This window comes from Rhodopseudomonas sp. BAL398, from assembly GCF_033001325.1.
GTDB lineage: Bacteria > Pseudomonadota > Alphaproteobacteria > Rhizobiales > Xanthobacteraceae > JARJEH01.
Window position 1 is genome coordinate 5,699,199 of record NZ_CP133111.1, and the last position, 20,599, is coordinate 5,719,797.

The window sequence follows — 20,599 nt, forward strand, 5'->3', positions numbered from 1 at the left end:
TCGTCCGAATGATCTGTCCATAGCCAATTCTCCAACAATTCTGTCAGGTGGGAGCTGCGTGGAATGGCCGTGCGCTTCGGTGAATGTGCGAATTTAATGCTGGTGCAAGTTGACGATGCTCAAGTTTTCGAAATGCAAATGGCTGAGCCTGTGCGCTCATCAGCGGGACGCGTAGCATCCTGCTGCGAGATTCCTATTTCCGGCGTCACCTATGGAACAACCGCTCGCTTGGCTTCCCCGACACCCGGACCTGGTCGCCGAAATCCGCAGGGCGAAGGCGGATGACGCACCCGATCGCCAATTCGCGGCCGCCTGCAGGCTTGCAGGAATGAGCCGGGATTTTGTGGCGACCGAGCGTATCGACCGCCTTGCCACATCGGCGCTGGACAGGCTGGGTCCGGGCCACGAGGCTGATTTCGGGCTCGCGAGCAGACGCGTCGCGCTGCTCGGATCGCACACGCTCGGGCATTTGGCGGCCGGCATTCGTGTCGCAGGCCTGGCGCGTCGGCTGGCCCTTCAAGTGTTTGTCGGGTCGTATAACAGCTACCGGCAGGAGCTGTTGAATGGAGATCCGGCGCTGGCTCATTTCGCTCCGGACTTCATCGTCCTGGCGCTGGATGAACATGCGCTGGGCCTGTCCTTTCCGCCTGATATCGATGGCGCGGATCTGGACGCGGAGATTGATCGCGAACTCGACGAAATCCGGCAGCTCTGGAGGTGTATCCGGGAGCGTTACGGAGCGCAGCCGGTGCAGCAGACGCTGGTGTGCGGCACGACGCTGCCGGTGTTCGGCAATTACGAGGGGCTGGTGCCCGGAGCGGGCGTCTCGGTCGTGGAAAGCTTCAATGCCAAGCTGCGCCAGGCGGCGCGAGAGGACAAAGTGCTGCTGCTCGATCTCGCCTGGGAGGCGGCACGCCGCGGCTTCATCCCAGATCTCGTACACCCTGTGAGGTGGCATCAGGCCAAGCAGCTCGTTAGTCCGCCATTTGCTCCGTTCTTCGGTGATCTTCTCGCGCGTGTTGTTGCTGCAGCATCTGGCCTGTCGCGGAAAGTCCTGGTACTCGATCTCGACAACACATTGTGGGGCGGGGTCGTTGGCGATGACGGGGTCGGCGGACTCCGCTTGGGCCAGGGATGCGCGGAGGGCGAGGCCTATGTCGCGTTCCAGCGCTACGTGGCGATGCTCGGCGGGCGCGGGGTGGTTTTAGCGGTTTGCAGCAAGAACGACCCGGACTTGGCCGAAACGGCATTCACGACCCATCCGGACATGGTGCTCAAAAGGGACGACATTGCGGTGTTCGTCGCGAATTGGGACGACAAGGCAACCAACATCCGCAAGATTGCCAGGACGCTCGACATCGGCTTGGACAGCCTGGTCTTCGTGGACGACAACCCGGCCGAACGCGAGATCGTCCGGCGCGAGATCGCCGAGGTCGCCGTGCCCGAGCTACCTGAGGACGTCGCATATTATCCCCGATGTCTCGCCGATGCCGGCTATTTCGAGGCGTCGTCCTTCACCGCCGACGACGTCTCCAGGAGCCGGAGTTACGCTGCGCGCGGTCGGCGTTTGGCCGAGATCGAGGAGGCGACGGATCTTGATGGATATCTGCGCGGCCTTTGCATGACGATGAGCGTTGAAAGCGTGGGCTCGAACAATATTTCGCGGGTGACGCAGCTCATCAATAAGACCAATCAATTCAATCTGACCACGCGCCGCTATTCGGAGGTCCAGGTTGAGAAATTTGTGGCCACGCCGGGAAATATTGGACTGGCGTTCCGGCTGCGAGATCGGCTGGATGACGCGGGGCTCATTGCCGTCATCCTTGCGCAAGCCGAAGAGGCCGGTGCTCTACGGATCGACAGCTGGCTGATGAGCTGCCGCGTCCTTGGCCGCCGGGTCGAGGCGGCGTCGCTCGAAGCGCTCGTGCAGGTGGCGGGCCTGGTCGGCGCAACCGGACTCATTGGAGAATACATCCCTACCGCGCGCAACGCGCTGGTCGCGCCGCACTACGAATCGTTGGGATTTGCGCCGTTGGCCGCGCGCGAGGGCCAGCCGGAGGGCGCGACGAATTGGTACTTCAAGATCGGCGAGCGCCTTCCGACGCACAACATCGTGGTGGACGTCTGTCCGAGCGTCGTTCCCCCGCAAACCCGGACCAACCTGTTGAGGAGAACGGCATGAATCGCGCGATGATCTACGAGACGTTGACCGGCATCTTCCGCGACGTCTTCGATGATGAAACGATCATCTTGCAGCCGCAGACCACGGCCAGGGAAATCGCGGGGTGGGACAGCCAGGCGATGATCACTCTGGTCGTCGCCGTCGAGGACCGCTTCGGCATTTCCTTCCGCACCTCGGAGATCGAGCAGCTCGACGCAGTCAAGGACTTCGTCGAGTTGATCGCGGCGAAATGCAAGATCGACGCGTGAGCGTCATACCAAGGGGTAGCCGATGGCCGACATCGTTGCATTGCTTCGGCTGACGATGGACGACCAAGAGGCGTTCGCGCGTCTGTCCGGCGATCGAAATCCGATTCACATGGATGCGGCAGCGGCGCGCCGAACTCAAGCCGGTGCGTGCGTCGCGCATGGGATGCATATTCTGCTGTGGGCGATCGAGAATCTGGCCAGCTCCGGCGTGGATCTGAGCCGGCTGAAAGGAGCAAGGGCAAAATTCGTATCCTTCGTCCCGGTCGGATCGCTGGCAAGACTATCGATCAGCAGGGACAGCGGCGACGAGTTGCGGATCGAAGTTGCCCGCGACGACGGCGTTGCGATGATCGCACGCCTCGATTTCAGTGGTGTGCCGCCGCGCCGCCTCGATCGGCCATTCCCGTCAATCGTCATACCAGCCACGCCGCTTGAGCCCGATTTTGGAGATCTGCCGGGGAGTGCGGGTCGATTTCATGTCTCCGCCGACGCTATTCAGCAGGCCGAGGCGATGTTCCCGACACTTTGCCAGGCATTGGGGATTTCAGCCCTCTGTGAATTGGCGTTGATGTCAACGGTGGTCGGGATGGTCGCGCCAGGGCTGCATTCGATCCTGTCGGAAATCTCCGTCAAGCTTGCAGAACCGTCTTCAAATGACGCCGGCCTGGGTTTCGCCGTGGCGCGAGCGGATTCGCGGTTTCGGAGGGTCGATATCGAGGTCGAGGGCAAGCAGGTCGTCGGAAACATCGCCGCCTTCGCTCGTCTCGCGCCTCCACCTGTGCCGTCGATACGTGAAGCTGCAGCCTTGGTGGCTCCCGGCGAGTTCCGCGACCGCAGAGCGCTTGTCGTCGGCGGTTCGCGGGGCCTCGGTGCCGCCACGGCCACCCTTTTGGCCGCCGGCGGTGCATGCGTCACTTTGAGCTATTGCGAGGCCCAGCAGGACGCGGATTTGGTCGCTGACGACATCCGAAGGGCTTGCGGAATCCGGAGCTGCGAGGTCATCCGCTACGATGCCGGCGCTCCCGCGGCCGCGCAGCTGTCGGCCTTGCCCTCCGCGTTGACCCATGCCTATTACTTCGCGACACCGCGCATTTTTGGCGGCTCCAGCGCCATCTATACGCGGTGCCGACTGGATTGCTTTCTGTCGATCTATGTGGACGGCTTCGTCGACCTAATTAAAACGATTCTGCAGTTGCAGGGGCCAATGCCGCTGACGGCGCTCTATCCGTCGACCGTAGCGATCGACGAGCGGCCGACTCGGATGACGGAATATGCGATGGCGAAGGCCGCAGGCGAGATCGTCTGCGCCGATCTGGTGAGGGCGGTCCCGGGGCTGACGATTACGGCACCACGGCTGCCGCGCGTCGCTACGGCGCAAACGGCGACCGTCCCGCCGGTGTCCGCCGCGGACCCCCTCGCGGTGATGCTTCCGTTGTTGCGGCAGCAAGCCGGTCGGGAGCTATTTGCGCGAAACGGCGAGGCGTTGCGGCCAGCGCTTGTTGAGTCCCGACCGCTGTCGGAGTTGCGCAACAGCGATATCCGGCCATTTGAGGCGCGCACCGGTTAGTGCTGCCGAGGATGGCGCCCGGAATTCGAGCGGATTGGAACCCAGACCTGGTGCTTGCCGCCGATCCGACAATGATCGCATCTGATCGGCCTGCGGATGCGGATCAAGGCGACCATCGCGAGGAGACAGATCGTGGTCATGCATAATTCGTGTGGCAGTCTGGGCGAGTTGATAGTCGTCAAGTTGCCCAACCCGAGAGCCCAATACATCAAATGAGAATGACGATCGGCGTTGAACATCGCCAGTGCCAAGTTCCAGTCAGTTCGATGATCGCCGATTGCGGGCAAAGATAGGAGCGCGCCGATGAAAGTAGTCATTCTTGCCGGAGGCTACGGCACCCGATTGAGTGAAGAGACCGGAATCGTTCCCAAGCCGCTGGTGGAGATCGGCGGAAGGCCGATCATCTGGCACATCATGCAAATATACTCGCACTATGGACTGAACGACTTTGTGATCTGCTGTGGCTACAAGGGCGAGGCGATCAAGGACTATTTCCTGAACCGCTTGCCCCATCAGGGTGACCTGACGATAGACCTCGCCAGCAATCGACTCGAATTTCATCGCAGCACCACCGAGCGCTGGAAGGTGACGCTGGCTGACACCGGCGAGAAGACGATGACCGGCGGTCGCCTGAAGCGGGTCAAGGATTATGTCGACGGTTCGACCTTCTGTCTCACCTATGGCGACGGCGTCTCCGACATCGACGTTCGCGCACTGATCAAATTCCACTATGAACAGGGGGCGCTGGGGACGGTGACGGCCGTGCAGCAGCCCGGCCGCTTCGGAACAATCAATCTATCGACCGACAGACCGCGCGCGGCCGGTTTCCGCGAGAAGGGTGCAACCGACGGCCCGGTCATCAATGGCGGATTTTTCGTCATCGAGCCGGAAGTGCTGGACATGATCGAAGGCGACGAGACCGTATGGGAGGAGGGGCCATTGCGATCCCTCGCCGAGCGCGACCAATTGGCCGTCTACCGTCACGGCGGGTTCTGGCAGAACATGGACACGCTGAGGGATAAGATGTTGCTGCAATCGATGTGGGATGCCGGCACTCCGCCGTGGCGGATCTGGAATGAATCCGGCGCCGGCTTCCGCAGCGAGAGCCCGATCCAATCCATCCGCCGAACGCCTGTGCAACTGTCGGCCAGCTAAGGAGAGCATCGATGCGTGTGATCTATACAGGGGCCGATGGCTATATCGGAACGGTGTTGGGTCCGAAATTGCTCGCCCGCGGCCATCAGGCTGTTGGTGTCGATACCGGCCTTTACCGGCGGGGCTGGCTGTTCGAGGACGGCCGAACGCGGCCGTCGGTGATCACTCGGGATGTCAGGCTGTTGACGGAGTCGGACCTCGAGGGAATCGACGCCGTGGTGCATCTTGCCGAACTCTCCAATGATCCCCTCGGCAACAACGATCCGACCATTACCGAAGAGATCAATCACATTGGAACGGTCGGGTTTGCTACTCGGTGCCGCGCCGCAGGGGTAGGGCGATTCGTATTCGCATCATCCTGCAGCATCTACGGTGCCGCAGGCAGTGAGATGAAGACCGAGATGTCGACGTTCGACCCGCAGACTGCCTATGCGCGCTGCAAGGTGATGGTCGAGCGGGATGTGGCGCTGCTGGCCGATTCCCATTTCACGCCGGTCTTCCTGCGCAATGCGACGGCGTTCGGGGCGTCGCCGCGTCAGCGCTTCGATCTGGTCTTGAACGACCTGGCCGGCTCCGCTTTCACTGCCGGCGTTATCGACGTCAAGAGCGACGGGTCGCCGTGTCGGCCTCTGGTCCACATCGAGGATATCTGCGAAGCCATTTTGTGCGCGCTGGAGGCGCCGCGTGAAGACGTGTGCGGCGAGGCGTTCAACGTTGGAAGCGATCAACAGAACTACACCGTCCGCGAAATCGCGAATATCGTGCATGATGTCTTCCCAGAGGCAAAGGTCACGTTCGGAGCGAGCGGCCCTGACAACAGAAGTTACCGGGTCTCGTTTGCGAAAATCCGACAGGTGATGCCCCAATTCCGCTGTCGATGGGATGCGCGCTCGGGGGCCGAGCAATTGAGATACGTGTTCGAGCGCATTCAAATGGACGAAGCCGTCTTTCGCTCATCGCCGTTTACCCGGTTGATGGAGCTCAAGCATCTGCGGCAGACCCGGCAGATCAATCCCCATCTGCTATGGACCGCGATGAAGACTTTTGATCGGAGCTTGGAGCAGGCGCGCGATCAGGAAAGCGAATCGATGCCGGCGTTCACAACCAATGCGAAGCCCGGCCTCGCCATCGCAGCAACAAATTGAATCTCTCCGGCCGCGCGCGCCGGTTTCCTTCTAGATTGGACAGGGTGGCGTCAGGCGAAGTCGTCGGACGCCACTTGCGTTCAGCCATCGAATGCGAGAGGCCAGGGTGTACCCCGCATGCAGCCATGCCGGCTATTGACCGGCCGCGGGCCGATTATCGCGCATCAGTGATTGCGAAAAATCCAGGAATCGATCTGGTGCGGCCGATCGGCGCCCCGCGCTGGATCAGGCGCGTGGCGACGTCCGGTACGCCGGCGACATTGTCGCTGCTGCCTTGACCTGGCGGACGGCCGCCACCAGCCCGTCGATTTGAAGCCGAGCCAAGGCGACGGACTCGTAGGGCCGGTTGATTCCGACCCTGGGCAGCAGATGCAGGTCGCGGTTCAAGGGCTCCGTCAGGCAGCCGTGGTGCGTGGTCGTGGCGGTGCAAAATCCGGCCTTGCGGACCAAAGCGGCTTCGCGCGGGCCACAACTGTCGGGCCGCCCGAACGGATAAGCGAAATGGTCGACGGGTTGGCCGCCGAGCTCTTCGAGAAAGCGCTTGTTCTGAGCAATCTCATCGTAGGCGTGAGCCTCGGATAGTTGGCCGAGGCTGGGGTGGGTGACGGTGTGGCCGCCAATGGTCACGAGCGGATGATGTGCCAGCATCTTCAACTGATCGACCGTCAACCCGACCTCGCGCGTCATGCTTCGGAGATCGATGCCGTATCGTCGAAAGCTCGAAGCCAGCGCGCCGGCGTTGGCACAAACATCCTGACTGACCCAGTCGCAGGCCTCGCGATAGGCGCGAGCACGGCTGCGCAGCGTATCGACGCACCATCGCCGCTGCATCGGCTCGATCTCCACCGTCGAGTGCTGCAGGAAAAGGCGCTCAAGACCGAGCCACCAGCAGTCGAGATCGCCGGTGACCATGCCGCTGGCCACGTAGACGGCGAAGGGGGCGTTGTGGCTTTCGAACACCGGCAATGCGTGGAGGAAATTGTCGGCATAGCCATCATCGAAGGTGAAGGCGACGAACCGTCGGCCGTGGGGCTGTCGTAGCCGGGCCGCCACGGTATCCAACGAGACGACGTCGATCCGAGAGGCGCGTAAATGCGTCAGCAGGCGATCGAGGAATCGGGGAGTCGTCCGCAAATCGGAGTCGATATGAAGGTGCCGGTCCGGCGCTGCGCTGTGGAGCATATAGATCGCCCCGCATCCGCCATACCAACGCGCCGCCGCATGAGAGAGGCCGGTGCGGTGAAGCAGCTCGATCGCGCAGCGTTCGGTCCAGCTGCCTTGGCTTTCCGAAGCCTGCATTGCCCTCGTCCTCCCACGCAAGTGACTCGAAGTGCTCGCTTCGGCCGCCGCCAAGACGGCGGACCGGCGAGCTCACAGGGGACTGCTACCGGCTTCCGCGTTGACGGGGAGCTGCGTCGCCGTGGCGGCGACGGCCGGATGTTTGCGTCGCTGCACCAGGCTGGTGTAAAGCGCGAGGAGAGCTTGGCCGTGCGCCGCGATCGTATATTCCTCCTCGATGACCTTCCGCGCAGCGGCGCCGAAGCGTTTGCGCAAGTCGGCATCCCCAAGCAGCAGTTGGATCCGCTCAGTCAAGCTGTGGCGGTGCTTTGGAGGGAAGAGGAAGCCGGTCTCGCCGTCGCGAACGAGCTCCGGATTGCCGCCGATGTGCGATGCGACCACTGGCTTGCCGTGCGCCATCGCCTCGATGATCGCCATCGAGCAGTTCTCGGTCATCTCGGAGGGGACCACCACGACCGCCGCCTGGTCGATGCAGGAGCCGAGCGCGCTGCCCGACAGGAAGCCGGTAAACTCAGCCATCGGGAAACGTTGCCTGTATTCGTTCAGTTGCGGGCCGGTCCCCGCGACGACCAGCCGCCATTTGGCACCATCATCGGCATGAGCCTGCAGCAAGGTCGCAACGCCCTTGTCCGCCGTGATCCTGCCGAAATAGAGAACATAGCCCTGGTCTGACGGGACGACCTCGATGCCGGACAGATCGATTCCATTGGGAATGCATTCGATTCGGCTGGTCGAAAATCTTGCGGCGACGGCATCGCGGAGGAAACGGCTGGGCGCGACGAAGGCACTGACGTTCTGGTAGCTTCCGGCGGCCTGGTGATAGCGTGCTTCCAGCCAAAGCAGCAGCCGTTTCGGCAATGAATGTCCGCCGCATTTGTGGAGAAGCACGTTCTCGAACCGAGAGGGAGCGCATTTCGTACACGGCGCACCCTCCCGCATCTGAGTATAGACCGGGCAGACCGGCTTTAGATCGTGGAACGTCAACACCACCGGAATGTCGAGATTGGCCGCAGCCGAGATGATTGACGGGGTGAGTTGATGATAGATGTTGTGACAGTGCAGCAGATCGGGTTGTTCGGCCCGAATGAGCGCGGAGATCTTTCGCACCGCCTCCGGCGAATGAACGAAGCTCGCAGCCGATTCCAAGCTGGAAACAATCGACCTGGATTGATAATCGCGCGAAGATACGAAATATGCCGCTGTCGGCGACGGCAGATTCCGCGGATCGCTCATTGAAAAATGAATAACCTCCACGCCCATCGATTTCATCAGCGCTATTTCATCGAACATGACGACCTCTGAGCCGCCATTGCGAAAGAAATACTTGTTAGCATATAGGATCTTCATCCAGCTCATCCTTGGGCGCCGAACCGGCGCGCTGCCGCCGCGAGTTAGATGAAATGATGGAGAGAGCGGCACAAAGCGACTTGATGATCGTCAAGATCTCGATGAATTTGTCGGCCACATCGCGGGAGCACCCCACGCGACGACTAAGCATGACGGACTATGCGGCCAGGGAGATCGCGCGCTGGGGGCTGTCGGCGACGACGATCAGCGACCAAATCATTGACGGAGAAAGACCAGCTTGTAGCGCCAGCCTGCGATGGCGCCGAAAGTCAGCAGCAAGGCGATGCCGGCGCCTGCCAAGCCAGCGAGAGGAAGCAGGACGACCTGAAAGAATGAGAGGAGTGCTATCGCCACCAGATTGGTCGCGGTCATGACGCGGTCGCGTCGGGCGGAAAACAGCGCCATCGCTCCCCAATCGGCGATGCAGCGGGCGACGATACCCGCCACGATCAACCAGAACGCGACGATATTGAGGCTCGCGAGCGGTTGGCGCAGCAATGGCAGCACGATCTCGAACCCGATCGTCACAGCGAGCCCGACCGCCACGGCCATGATCGCCGCGGCTCGAACGAGTCGGATGCACTGCTCGCGGTGAGCCGCGTCGCCCTGATGGTGGGCTTTGATCAGGATCGGCCGCTGTTGCTGAAGGACGGTCATGCTTACGAAGGTGTAGATCGCATTGGCGGCGGTCCAATAGAGCATGTAGACGCCGGTCAATTCCAGGCCGAGGAACAGGGTGACCAGATATCGGTCGATGTACTGGCTGGCAATGTATGAGAGGTCGCTGGCATAGATCACCAGCGACGAGCGCATCAGCGACTTCAGCCACGACAGGCGGAACGGCAATCTGAATGCGTCTATCCAGGGCCAGGTTCGTGTCGCGACGGCGAACACCGCCACCGACGTGGCGGCGCCGATCAGCCAGAACAACAGCAGGGAATCCAGTGATCGCAGCGCGGGGAACCCTAATGCGAGCGGCAGATACACCAGGATCCACGCTGCTCCCCTCAGAAAGCCGGTGAAATTGGCCAGCAACGGGCGTTCGAGATTCGACAGCAACTGAAAGATGTCGTTGCCGAGCTGCTCGAAGAGGGCGATCGCCACAACGACGACCCAGATCGGCGCCCCAATGGCAGCTGCCGCCAGCCCGGAAATCGCAAGAACCACGGCATACAGGCCAATCGTATAGGTCCAATAGTGACGCAAGGCATCGGTCAGGCGCACGGGCGCCATGGTGACGGCATCGCGCATGATCACGTGGACCATGCCGAGGCCCGTCACCGCGGGCGCCATGGCAACGAAGCCAGAGGCCAGGCCGAAGAGGCCGAGCGTGGCAAGATCGAGGTAGCGTGAGATAAAGAGAATCAGCAGAAACCTGCAGAAGATCATGCTCCCGCGCATGCCGGCAACGAATCCCCAGCGGGACAGCGCGCGGGCGATTGGTGCTTGGAGCGCGAGAGAATTCATCGGTGCAGAGCCTCACCCGAAAGAGGAGATCAATAGGCGTTCGGAGATCGCAGGACACGAAACACGGTTAGAAACAAGATCCGGATATCCAGCCAGATTGACCAGTACTCGATGTACCAAAGGTCGTGATTGACGCGTGCTTCCATCATACGCAGGTCGCGAGTCTCGCCGCGAAAACCGTTGACTTGCGCCCAGCCGGTGAGGCCCGGCTTCATCTTGTGCCTGATGGCGTAGGTATCGATCACACGGCTGTATTCGTTATCGTGAGCGAGTGCATGCGGCCGTGGACCGATCAGGGACATGTCGCCGCGGATCACGTTGAGCAATTGCGGCAGTTCGTCGATGCTGAGCCGGCGCAGCAGCCGCCCCAGCGCGGTCACGCGGTTGTCGTTGCGCTGGGCCTGGCGCACGACCGGTCCGTCGTCCAGCGTCGACATGGTCCGAAACTTGTAGATGCGGAAGGGGCGGCCATTGAAGCCCATCCGGATCTGGCGAAACAGAATGGGCCCCGGCGACTCCAGTCGAATGGCGATAGCGACGATCATCAGCAGCGGAAGCAACAGGGCAAGCCCGATGACCGAGAGGACTCGATCGGCGAACTGCTTGGTCAGGCGCTGAGTGGCGTCGATCGGCGCGCGCTGGAGCTCGACCGCGGTTGCCGGGCCAAGGTCAAACAACGGCCGGCTGAGGAAGCGGGCGATTCGGGTATCTGGAACAAGCTTGACCGGCAGCGGCAGGACGCGGAGGTTGCTTTCGACGGCGGCCAGCAACTCCGGCTGATCCCACGGGATGGTGAGAAGGATTTCGTCGGGGGCGACCCGGCGAACCTGGGCGACCATGTCGCCCATGATGGCCTTGACGGCGGCGCGAAGATCCGATGCCTCGTCGATCTCAATCGGAAACGCCCGCACAACCGAATAGCCGTACAATTCGAGCCCCGACAACGTGTCGTTGCGAAATAATTCCTCCGAGGTCCCGATGACAACGACCCGACGCAGGGCAAGAGCGCGAGAGGCGATGATACGGGAACAGGCAGAGGCTACCAAGGCTCGCAAGACGACGCTGATCCAAAGACCGTTGAGGTAGAACAACAGCATCTCGCCCCGCGAGAACAGGGTGCTGACCTTGAGAAGGAAAGCCAGCGTCGCGAGAAACAAGAAAGTGCACGTCCATATCAGGAGCGATCGCCCTGCCTGCCACCGCGCGCGGACGAGATTGGAGGCGCGATACATGTCGGCGCTCTTGGCGAACGCGGCGTAGAGCGTCGCGATCGCGACACCTGGCCCGAGCGAGACGACGGAATAGACCGGTTCGGCCAGGATAACAGAATGATAGAGGTGGTCCGTCTCCAGACCCAGCAGGTAGATCCACATCCAGTCGAGTGCCGCGACAATGAGGCCAATCGAGTCGATCGGAACCGAGGGGCGGGAGCGGAAGCGAAGCCTTCCGACGGGCATAGTTGCGTCGCGTGTTGTAGCCATAGCGCATCCTTTTCTGGGTTGCGAAAGGGAGATGCCGGGCAAAAACCCGGCAGCGCGTTATTCACCCGTGACTGCCGCCAAGCCCCTGAGGTTGGTGAACCGAATGGTCTTGCGGTTCGGCAGATCGATCAAACGCCTCTCGCGGAAATCGGCGAGCGTTCGACAGACGGTCTCGAGCGACGTCCCGAGATGGTCGGCAATATCGGCGCGTGGAATGACAATCTGAAATGCACCATCGTAACGGGAGTCCCGTGGAAGGTGCGGTCGGATCTGGAGTAAGAACCAGGCAATCCGCTGCTGAGTGGTCTTTTTGCTCACAGAGCCGATCAAGCTCAGAGTCGCCGAGAGGGCTTGCTGAACTCCGCAAGGTTCCAACTGGTGGCAGGGCGACGAAACAGCGTCACACAGAATACGGCAATTGGTCACCGCCTCCGCGGTGTATTGTTGGCAGGCAGAACGGGATGGAAAGACCGTGTCGCCCGGCCAATAGAAGGCAAGAATCTGGCGATTTCCGTCCTCCATCAAGCGGACTGCCCGGACTACGCCTTGGACGACATTGATGCGGTACGGCTGATGTTCGTCCTGCCAGAAGAGTGCCCGACCTCGAGGAACGGAGGTTTGAGCGGAGCCTTTTTCAATGATTCGAGCTAAATCCTGAGTTCCATTTATCGCAATTGGTGCTGGCGCAATATTACAAGGATTGGAAAATGAGGTTGTGAGCATGATGTGCCGTGCCTGACTATAAATGCCCTCCAGAACCAGTTTCGAGCCGAAAAGAGCAAATTCTGTTCCCGAAGTGGCAATGATTCGATTGCAGTGTGGCAAACGTTGCACGTCCGGTCGCGAGGCGAAATTCAGTCGAGTTGAATAGGCCTGTAAGGTTCGCGACTATATGTCCAACGGCCTATGCCGAACGCCTCTGCCGAAAATTGATGACTCGCAAATTGCCGAGCTTCTGGGACCGCATCATGAATGCTGGTACCAGAAAGGAACATTGTCATGACGCTATTTTCGGAATCCACAACGGAAGTCGCTAAGACCGATGTCGCTATTGAACGCTCGCGGCGAGATTGGGCGCCTGTTGTGCTCGCGGTCGCGGCCGGCATCACCGTGGCATGGATCGGATTGATTTCCTGGCTGAGCCTCGCCGCGGTGCTCCATCTATTCGCATGATCAAGCGGCCATTCGTTTCGACTAATCGATTGCGGATATCAGAAATGGAATGCCGAGAAATCGCTGCGCTGCAAGTTCTGTAGAAACAATCGATCTGATATAGCAGCCCGTTGCGAAGTTCATCGAGCACCCTCGGTTTGATAGCGACGATCTGTGCTCGAATCAGCTGAGGCGGGCTGGCGGCTGAGAGAGGCGAGCCTCCCGCCAATGGACCATTGCCGTCAGCGCTGCGGTGGGAGCGTGACACGTTGCATGTTGTCGGTGATCGATCATCAACAACCTGTCGACCGGAGTTGACGGCCGTCAAGTGGTGTGAGTGTCCAAACCATAGCGTTGAAGCGAGAAAGCAACCTTGCAACGAGGATCATACATGCTCGAGCCAGACATCTTCCCGACCTCGGACGAGCCAGTCAATCCGACGGCGATTTCTCCTCATCAGCATGCGACATGCCGCTCCTGCGGGGCTGGCCTCAAGCACGTTGTCGTCGATCTCGGCCTGTCACCGCTGGCGAACTCGTATTTGTCGAACGAAGACCTGCATCGCGAGGAGCCGCGCTATCCGCTGCGTGTATTCGTTTGCGCGCAGTGCTTCCTGGTGCAGCTGGAAGCCTGGGAGACGCCCGAGAATATTTTCGGCGACTACGCCTATTTCTCGTCTTACAGCCAGTCCTGGCTGAAGCACGCCGAGACCTACGTCTCCGATGTCATTGCCCGCTTCGGCGCCAAGTCGCTGAACCAGGTCATCGAGATCGCCAGCAATGATGGCTATCTGCTGCAATATTTCAGGGAACGGGGCGTCTCGGTGCTGGGAATCGAGCCGGCGCGCAATGTTGCAGAGGCCGCACGGGACAAGGGAATTCCGACGCGCTCGGTCTTCTTCGGCGAGGAAACGGCGCGGGCGCTGCGTTCGGAGGGAATCGCGGCCGACCTGCTCATCGGCAACAACGTTCTGGCGCATGTTCCTGACCTCAACGATTTTGTCGAAGGAATTCGCATCGCCCTTGCCGATTATGGGGTGGTGACGATGGAATTCCCGCATCTGATGCGGCTGATGGAGGGGTGGCAGATCGATACGATCTACCATGAGCATTTTTCTTATTTTTCGCTGCTGGCGGTCCAGAAGGTGTTCGAAGCCCATGACATGACCATTTTCGATGTCGAGGAGCTGTCGACCCATGGCGGATCGCTACGAATTTATGCGCAACACCGGAAGACGGGTCGACAGCAGATCAGCGATCGGGTGGCCGAGCTGAAAGATCGCGAGCTTCGCCAGGGCTACGGCGATCTGGCCTGCTACCTTGCGTTCGGGCAATGCGCGCAAAGCATCCGAACGGGGCTGCGCAAATTTCTCGTCGAGGCGAAGTTGGAGGGCAAGCGCGTCGTCGGTTACGGCGCCCCGGCCAAGGGCAATACCCTGCTCAATTATTGCGGGATTGGAACGGATCTGATCGAGTTCACGGTCGACCGCAGTCCGCACAAGCAAGGAAAGTATCTTCCCGGATCCCATATTCCAATTCTGGATCCCGACGCCATCGCGGCGTCGAAGCCGGATTATATCGTCATTCTGCCGTGGAATCTGAAAGACGAGATTGTCGGGCAAATGTCGATGGCGCGGAGTTGGGGTGGGAAATTCGTCGTCCCGATTCCGCGGCCGACGATCGTCGAATGATGGCGGGCTCGAGCGGGGACGGGAATCATGACGTGCGAAAAGGGGCGATGGAACGATTGGCGCCGACATGGGTAGGGAGTTTGACACGGCAAGGATTATGAGGTCGCGGGATCTACTTGGGCGTGACAGTGGCAGGGCGATGTACGACCTGGTTGCTGAGCTCTATCCGATCTGTCGCAGCATCACGGGAGACGGGGTGCGGGAGACGTTGGCCATCATCGGCCGCCATATTCCGCTGAAAATTCACGAGGTGCCGACCGGGGTCGATGTGTTCGACTGGACGATCCCGAACGAATGGAATATCCGCGACGCCTATATCAAGGACAGCGCGGGAAAACGGATCGTCGACTTTCGCAAATCCAATCTCCACGTCGTGGGCTACAGCGTTCCGGTGCATACGCGCATGAGGTTGGCCGAGCTGAAGAGGCATCTGTTCTCCGATCCGGAACATCCCGACTGGATACCGTATCGAACGTCATATTACACGCCGGAGTGGGGGTTCTGCCTGGCGCAGCGTCAGCTCGACGCCCTTAACGACGACGATTACGAAGTCTGCATCGACGCCTCGCTCAAGCCGGGCCATCTGACTTATGGCGAACTGTTCATCGGTGGACGCAGCGGCGATCAGGTGTTGATCTCCTGCCACGTCTGCCACCCGTCGCTGTGCAACGACAATCTGTCGGGGATCGCGGTTGCGACGGCGCTCGCCCAGCACCTCGGCAGGATGGATACGAAGTTCTCCTACCGAATCCTCTTCGTGCCGGGGACGATAGGGGCCATTACGTGGCTTGCGCTCGCGGGCCGAGCGAGAATGAACGTCGCCCACGGCTTCGTATTGACCTGCGTGGGGGACCAGGGCCCTCCGACATATAAATGCAGCCGCCGCGGCGACGCCGAGGTCGATCAGGCTTGGCGTTACGTGTTGCAGCAGGGCGGAACGCCGTTCGAGATTCTGCCGTTCTCGCCGTATGGATATGACGAGAGGCAATATTGCTCGCCGGGATTCGATATGCCGGTGGGCTGCTTTATGCGCACGCCTGGCGGCAAGTTTCCGCAGTATCACACCTCGGCGGACGATTTAAATCTGGTGCATCCGGACGCATTGCAGGATTCGTTACAGCGTGTCTTGACGGTGATCGACGTGCTGGAAACGAATGAGCGATACGTCAATCAGAAGCCCTATGGCGAACCGAAGCTCGGCAATTACAAGCTTTACGACATGATTGGAGGCAAGTCGGCCGACGAGACGCGGATGGCGCTGCTTTGGCTCTTGAACATGTCGGACGGCCAGGCGTCGCTGCTTGAGATCGCGACCCGGTCGGGCCTGCCGTGGAGCGCGATCAAGGAAGGCTTGCGCGCGCTGACCGCGACTGGATTACTGAAAATTATCAATGAGCGGCGGCGCTACACCCGCAAGAAACGAAGAATAGCATAAAGGCCGGCCGTCAGATGGCAGCGCGCCCGCGGAATTCGCGCTTCCATCCGGGGCCTCACCGCTCGCGCATGCTCTCCTGACGATATCGCAAGAGTGGTGACAGCAGGTAACTGATGATCCGCCGCGAGCCGGTGCGAATTTCGATGGTTGATGCCATGCCGGGCGAGAGCCTTACACGCCGGTTCTCAACCGCCATGGAATCGTGGTCGATCGAGACGCGGACGGGGTAGATGAGCTCCTCGCCGCGCTGCTCGCTGTCGCCGGATTGGGTGCGCTGGCCTTTGTCGTCGGGGACGCGCCGCTGGACGGCGTCCTGGGAGATCGAGAGCAGTTTGCCATGGAGCATGCCGTAACGGGTGAAGTTGAAGGCGTCGATCTTGATCGCGACATCCTGGCCGGGTTCGATAAATCCGATATCGCGGTTGGCGATCATGGCTTCAATCTCCAGGGTGCTTCCGGCGGGGACGACATACATCAGCGTCTGGGCAGGCGTCACGACGCCGCCGACCGTGTGGATGGCGAGCTGCTGCACCATGCCGTCGACCGGTGCCCTGAGTGTCTGCAAGTTGGTCCTCTGATCAGCCTTGACGAGGTCGTGGGCGAGCTCGGACGATTTTTGAGCGACCTTGGCGTAGTCTGCGAGCAGAGCGCGGCGATACTCGGCCGCGGTCTTGGCGCGCGTCTCGGTTAGGGCCTCGATAGCGGCGTCGACCTCGTGGTAACGGCTTCGCTGCACCAGGATGTCCTGTTGCTGTCCGAGCAGCTCCTGCCTCTCGCCGAGATAGGTCAGCTTGGAGGTGAGTTGTTTCTCGACCAGTTGTTGGCGGATATCGACCTTCTGTTGCAGCGGCTCGAGGGTCGCGACCAGCTTTTGGATCGTCGCCTCGATCGTGGCGCGCTCCGCGGCCTTTTGCGCGATCTGCCGGTCGATGGCCGATATTTTGGCTTTTTGCTCCGCGCTTTGGCTGGCCAGGAAGCGGCGTTGCATGTCGACCATATCGGCCGGGGCGTCGGCGGGAGGATGGAAAGCGGATTGAGGATCGGCCAGGTCGGAGAGCGCCGCGCTCAGCCGCGCTGCTTCCGTTTGCGACGACTGCAGATCGCTCTTGATACGGCCAAGATCGGCGCCCGTCATGGTCGCGTCGAGTTCCACCATGACGTCTCCAGCCTTGACCGTCTGACCGTCGCGAACCCGGATCGCGCGGACGACACCGGTCTCGAAGGGCTGGACCGCCTTCGTCCCGCCGTTGGGCACGACCTTTCCAGGCGCGACGGCGACGACGTCGACGGTGCCGATCGTGGCCCAAGCCAACGCAGCGGCGAAGAGTGCCGCGATGCTGATTGCAATGGCCCGCCCAAGCGGCGAGGGTGGCGTCTCGACCACCTCGAGCGCGGCCGGAAGGAAAGCGAGCTCTTCCGATCGGCGGCGTGCCTCGTTGAGGGGGCGGATGACGATCGAGTTTCGGAGCCTGCGAGCGCGTTCTGCGAAGTCGATCACGGCAACGCCGCCGCTGGGCGGGTTCGGCTGCCCCGGCTCGGAGAGGTGCGACGTGGTCCGATCGGCAGATGGTTGGGCTTGATCCTGGGCAGCACGGGGGGTGGCGCTTGTCAGCGGCGATGCAGTCTTGCGACGCAGGCCCGACGCCATGCGGGGGATCGCAGCCAGCGCGGCCGTCAACGAGGCTTCGACGCGCAGACGCCAGCGCGTCAACCGCGAGGATTTCGCGATAAAGATCAGTCGGCCGTCCCATTGCGCCTCGAACTCGGAACGGGACCGGAGTGCCGGGCGTTTTGCGTCCGGCATCAGAACCACGGCCTGCTCGGGGAGGACTTTCCCCAGCACGAGAAAGCCGCCTGCCGTCAAGGGCGCGATCCCGGGCAGCGGAAGGCGGCTCAGCCCGGCCCAATCCGTGCGGCCGAGGCGGGCGTCGAGTCCGAATGTGCGAATGCAGCGAATGATGATGTCCGGCGTGACCGGGCCTGGCCCGGTTCGGAGCCGCAATTCGGTCGGTTCGATCTCGACCTGATAGAGCCGAAGCAGAATGTGCAGGACAAAGTGTCCCGGGTCGGAGTCTTCGATGCGCCTGGTCTGCATGATGTCTGTCTCGCTACGCGTGGTCGAGGTCGACTTGCTGGGTCCTGAGCTTTGGCCTCGTCGAACGGGAGGGCACGAAGGGCTCCGGCCAGACCGGCTGCGTCGGCGCCCCGCCGGCCGGCGGATAATTGACGCGCGGGGCGACCTTCCAGTCGTCGCGCCCGGTCTGAAGCCTGTAGAGTTCTGCGTATCGGCCGCCACTGACCAGCAGACTCTGATGGGTGCCATCCTCGACGATCTGGCCATGCTCGAGAGTGATGATGCGGTCCGCGGTACGCAGGGCCGATAAGCGATGGGCGATGATGAAGACGGTCCGGCCGCGGGAGATCTCCGACATGTTCTGCTGGATCACGCGCTCGCTCTCGTAATCGAGGGCGCTGGTCGCCTCGTCAAAGATCAGGATTCGGGGATCGGAGAGAAGCGCGCGTGCGATCGCCAGGCGCTGCCGCTGGCCGCCCGAGAGGCTGCTGCCGCGTTCGCCGACGATCGTATCGTAGCCTTCTGGCAGCGCCAGAATGAATTCATGGGCCCCAGCAAGCGTCGCGGCGGCGACCACGTCGTCACTGGTCGCGGATGGGTCGGCGAGGGCGATGTTGTCCCGGACCGAGCAATTGAAAAGAATGTTGTCCTGGAGCACGACGCCGATCTGGCGGCGCAACCAGGCCGGGTCGACTTGAGCGACATCGATGCGGTCGACAAAGACCCGTCCGCTCTCGGGCACGTAAAGCCGCTGGATCAGCTTGCCCAGGGTGCTCTTGCCGGATCCGGAGGAGCCGACCACTCCGATGACCTGGCCGGCCGGCACCGCCAGGCTGATATCCTGCAGGGCCTTTGGACCGTCGATACGATAACGGAAATTGACGCCCTGGAATTCGACGTCACCCCTGATTTCCGGCAGCGCCATCCGATTGGCGGTGTAGAGCGGTTCGGGCGGCGTATTGAGAATGTCGCCGAGGCGGGCGATCGAGAGGCTTGCCTGGTGGAAATCCTGCCAAATCTGCGCGAGCCGCAAGACCGGCGCGCTGACACGGCCGGCGAGCAGGTTGAAGGCGACGAGCTCGCCGACGCTCAGCTCGCCGCTGATGACAAGCTTGGCTCCAAAATAGAGAATGCCTGCGGTCGCCAGCTTGTTGATGAGCTGGACGCTCTGGCTCGCGGTGTTGCCGAGGCTGATGACGCGAAAGCTCGCCGCCACATATCCGGCCAGCTGCTCTTCCCAACGACGCTGCATCTGTGGCTCGACCGCCATCGATTTGAGCGTCTCGATGCCGGTCACACTCTCGACAAGGAAGGACTGACTTTCGGCGCCCCGTCGGAATTTTTCGTCGAGCCGACGTTGGAACAGCGGCGCCGCGCCCGCCGAGATTGCGATGTAGAACGGGAAGGCCGCCACAACGATGATCGTCAGAGCGGGTGAGTAGAACAGAAGCACCGCCACGAAGACCAGCGTGAAGCCGAGATCGATGACCAGGGTCAGTCCTGAGCTTGTCAGGAAATTGCGGATGTTTTCCAGCTCGCGCACCCTGGCTACCGAATCGCCGACCCGGCGCGCCTGAAAATAACTGATAGGCAACGCGAGCAGATGGCGGAATAAGCGGGCCCCGAGTTCGACGTCGATTCGATTGGTGGTGTGCGCGAACAAATAGGTTCGCAAGGCGCCGAGCACCGTCTCGAATATGGCGATGGCAACCAGACCAAAGGCGAGGACGTCGAGCGTGCCCAGACTGTGATGGACCAGGACCTTGTCGATCACCACCTGGAAAAACAGCGGAGAAACCAACGCGAAGAGCTGGAGGAAGAATGACGCGATCAGAACCTCGGCGATCAGGCCGCGGTACTTGGTCATCGCCGCGATGAACCAGCTGATATCGAAGCGTCGCGTCAGGTCGGTCAACGCGCTTCGCTTGGTCATCAAGACCAGCCGGCCATCCCAGACCGCTTCAAATTCGGCGCGGGTCATGATCGATGGAGACGGCTGATCGACGGCCTGGATCAGCACCTTGTCCTCGCCGGCCTTGCCGAGCAACAGAAAGCCACCATCCTTCAGCACCGCGATGGCTGGCAAGGGAGTGAACGGCAGCCGCTCCCATTTGCGCGAAAGGCAGCGCGAGCGCAGACCCAGGCTCTTCGCGCAGCGGAGCATTTCGGTGACGCCAATCGGCATCGAGCGAAACTGATGCCGGATCTGAGCCGGCTCGGCGCCGACGCCGTTAAAGCGAAGCAGCATCACCAGCGCGCTGAGGCCTTGATCAGGCTTTGGTGGGGTTGCACCACGCGGTTTTGTCATGGTCTCGTTCCAATCGTCGTCGATAGCCCCCTCGGCGGGGACGGATGAC

Annotated in this window: 15 protein-coding genes; 8 read left to right on the forward strand and 7 right to left on the reverse strand. The window is 61.3% G+C overall.

Annotated features, from left to right (window positions below; genetic code table 11):
- The first annotated feature begins 211 nt into the window (after positions 1-211).
- The 5 genes from RBJ75_RS26830 to RBJ75_RS26850 all read left to right on the forward strand — a co-directional run bounded on the left by RBJ75_RS26830 (position 212) and on the right by RBJ75_RS26850 (position 6,297).
- Complete coding sequence (locus RBJ75_RS26830) at positions 212-2,182, forward strand: HAD-IIIC family phosphatase (RefSeq protein ID WP_044405047.1); 1,971 nt, start codon at positions 212-214, stop codon at positions 2,180-2,182.
- Positions 2,179-2,430, forward strand: coding sequence for an acyl carrier protein (locus tag RBJ75_RS26835; protein WP_044405050.1), 252 nt, complete (start codon positions 2,179-2,181; stop codon positions 2,428-2,430). The genes RBJ75_RS26830 and RBJ75_RS26835 overlap by 4 nt, the downstream gene beginning before the upstream one ends.
- Positions 2,431-2,452: 22 nt before the next feature.
- A complete protein-coding gene (locus RBJ75_RS26840; RefSeq protein ID WP_052628782.1) occupies positions 2,453-3,997 on the forward strand; it encodes a MaoC family dehydratase in 1,545 nt (514 codons plus the stop codon).
- 303 nt (positions 3,998-4,300) lie between these two features.
- Positions 4,301-5,152: a glucose-1-phosphate cytidylyltransferase gene (gene rfbF / locus RBJ75_RS26845; RefSeq protein ID WP_044405052.1), complete on the forward strand. Its 852-nt coding sequence runs from the start codon at positions 4,301-4,303 to the stop codon at positions 5,150-5,152.
- An 11-nt stretch (positions 5,153-5,163) separates the two neighbouring features.
- On the forward strand, positions 5,164-6,297 hold the full coding sequence (locus tag RBJ75_RS26850; protein ID WP_044405055.1) for an NAD-dependent epimerase/dehydratase family protein: 1,134 nt from the start codon (positions 5,164-5,166) through the stop codon (positions 6,295-6,297).
- A 225-nt stretch (positions 6,298-6,522) separates the two neighbouring features.
- On the opposite strand, the gene RBJ75_RS26855 is transcribed toward RBJ75_RS26850, so the two are convergent.
- From RBJ75_RS26855 to RBJ75_RS26875, 5 genes are all read right to left on the reverse strand, one after another.
- Positions 6,523-7,596 carry a polysaccharide deacetylase family protein gene (locus RBJ75_RS26855; RefSeq protein WP_044405058.1) on the reverse strand — a complete coding sequence of 358 codons (1,074 nt, stop codon included), beginning with the start codon at positions 7,594-7,596 and terminating at the stop codon, positions 6,523-6,525.
- Between the two features lie 72 nt (positions 7,597-7,668).
- The gene (locus RBJ75_RS26860) at positions 7,669-8,943 is read right to left on the reverse strand and encodes a glycosyltransferase family 4 protein (protein WP_152647567.1); all 1,275 of its coding nucleotides are present in this window, start codon (positions 8,941-8,943) and stop codon (positions 7,669-7,671) included.
- A gap of 216 nt (positions 8,944-9,159) precedes the next feature.
- Positions 9,160-10,410 carry a lipopolysaccharide biosynthesis protein gene (locus RBJ75_RS26865; RefSeq protein WP_052628784.1) on the reverse strand — a complete coding sequence of 417 codons (1,251 nt, stop codon included), beginning with the start codon at positions 10,408-10,410 and terminating at the stop codon, positions 9,160-9,162.
- Positions 10,411-10,439: 29 nt separating this feature from the next.
- Complete coding sequence (locus RBJ75_RS26870) at positions 10,440-11,891, reverse strand: undecaprenyl-phosphate glucose phosphotransferase (RefSeq protein WP_080900827.1); 1,452 nt, start codon at positions 11,889-11,891, stop codon at positions 10,440-10,442.
- A gap of 57 nt (positions 11,892-11,948) precedes the next feature.
- The gene (locus RBJ75_RS26875) at positions 11,949-12,725 is read right to left on the reverse strand and encodes a Crp/Fnr family transcriptional regulator (protein ID WP_234707295.1); all 777 of its coding nucleotides are present in this window, start codon (positions 12,723-12,725) and stop codon (positions 11,949-11,951) included.
- 165 nt (positions 12,726-12,890) lie between these two features.
- On the opposite strand from RBJ75_RS26875, the gene RBJ75_RS26880 reads away from it, so the two are divergent.
- From RBJ75_RS26880 to RBJ75_RS26890, 3 genes are all read left to right on the forward strand, one after another.
- Positions 12,891-13,064 carry a hypothetical protein gene (locus RBJ75_RS26880; protein ID WP_160297899.1) on the forward strand — a complete coding sequence of 58 codons (174 nt, stop codon included), beginning with the start codon at positions 12,891-12,893 and terminating at the stop codon, positions 13,062-13,064.
- Positions 13,065-13,434: 370 nt separating this feature from the next.
- Positions 13,435-14,733 (forward strand): class I SAM-dependent methyltransferase, encoded by a 1,299-nt coding sequence (locus tag RBJ75_RS26885; protein ID WP_080900829.1) that lies wholly within the window; start codon positions 13,435-13,437, stop codon positions 14,731-14,733.
- A 139-nt stretch (positions 14,734-14,872) separates the two neighbouring features.
- Positions 14,873-16,168 (forward strand): DUF4910 domain-containing protein, encoded by a 1,296-nt coding sequence (locus RBJ75_RS26890; RefSeq protein WP_276156716.1) that lies wholly within the window; start codon positions 14,873-14,875, stop codon positions 16,166-16,168.
- 55 nt (positions 16,169-16,223) lie between these two features.
- Here the strand turns inward: RBJ75_RS26890 and RBJ75_RS26895 are convergent, their stop codons facing one another.
- Together RBJ75_RS26895 and RBJ75_RS26900 are read right to left on the reverse strand one after the other, a co-directional pair.
- Positions 16,224-18,263 carry an HlyD family type I secretion periplasmic adaptor subunit gene (locus RBJ75_RS26895; RefSeq protein ID WP_317528566.1) on the reverse strand — a complete coding sequence of 680 codons (2,040 nt, stop codon included), beginning with the start codon at positions 18,261-18,263 and terminating at the stop codon, positions 16,224-16,226.
- Between the two features lie 13 nt (positions 18,264-18,276).
- Positions 18,277-20,550, reverse strand: a complete 2,274-nt coding sequence (locus tag RBJ75_RS26900) for a type I secretion system permease/ATPase (protein ID WP_080900983.1) — start codon at positions 20,548-20,550, stop codon at positions 18,277-18,279.
- Positions 20,551-20,599 lie beyond the last annotated feature (49 nt).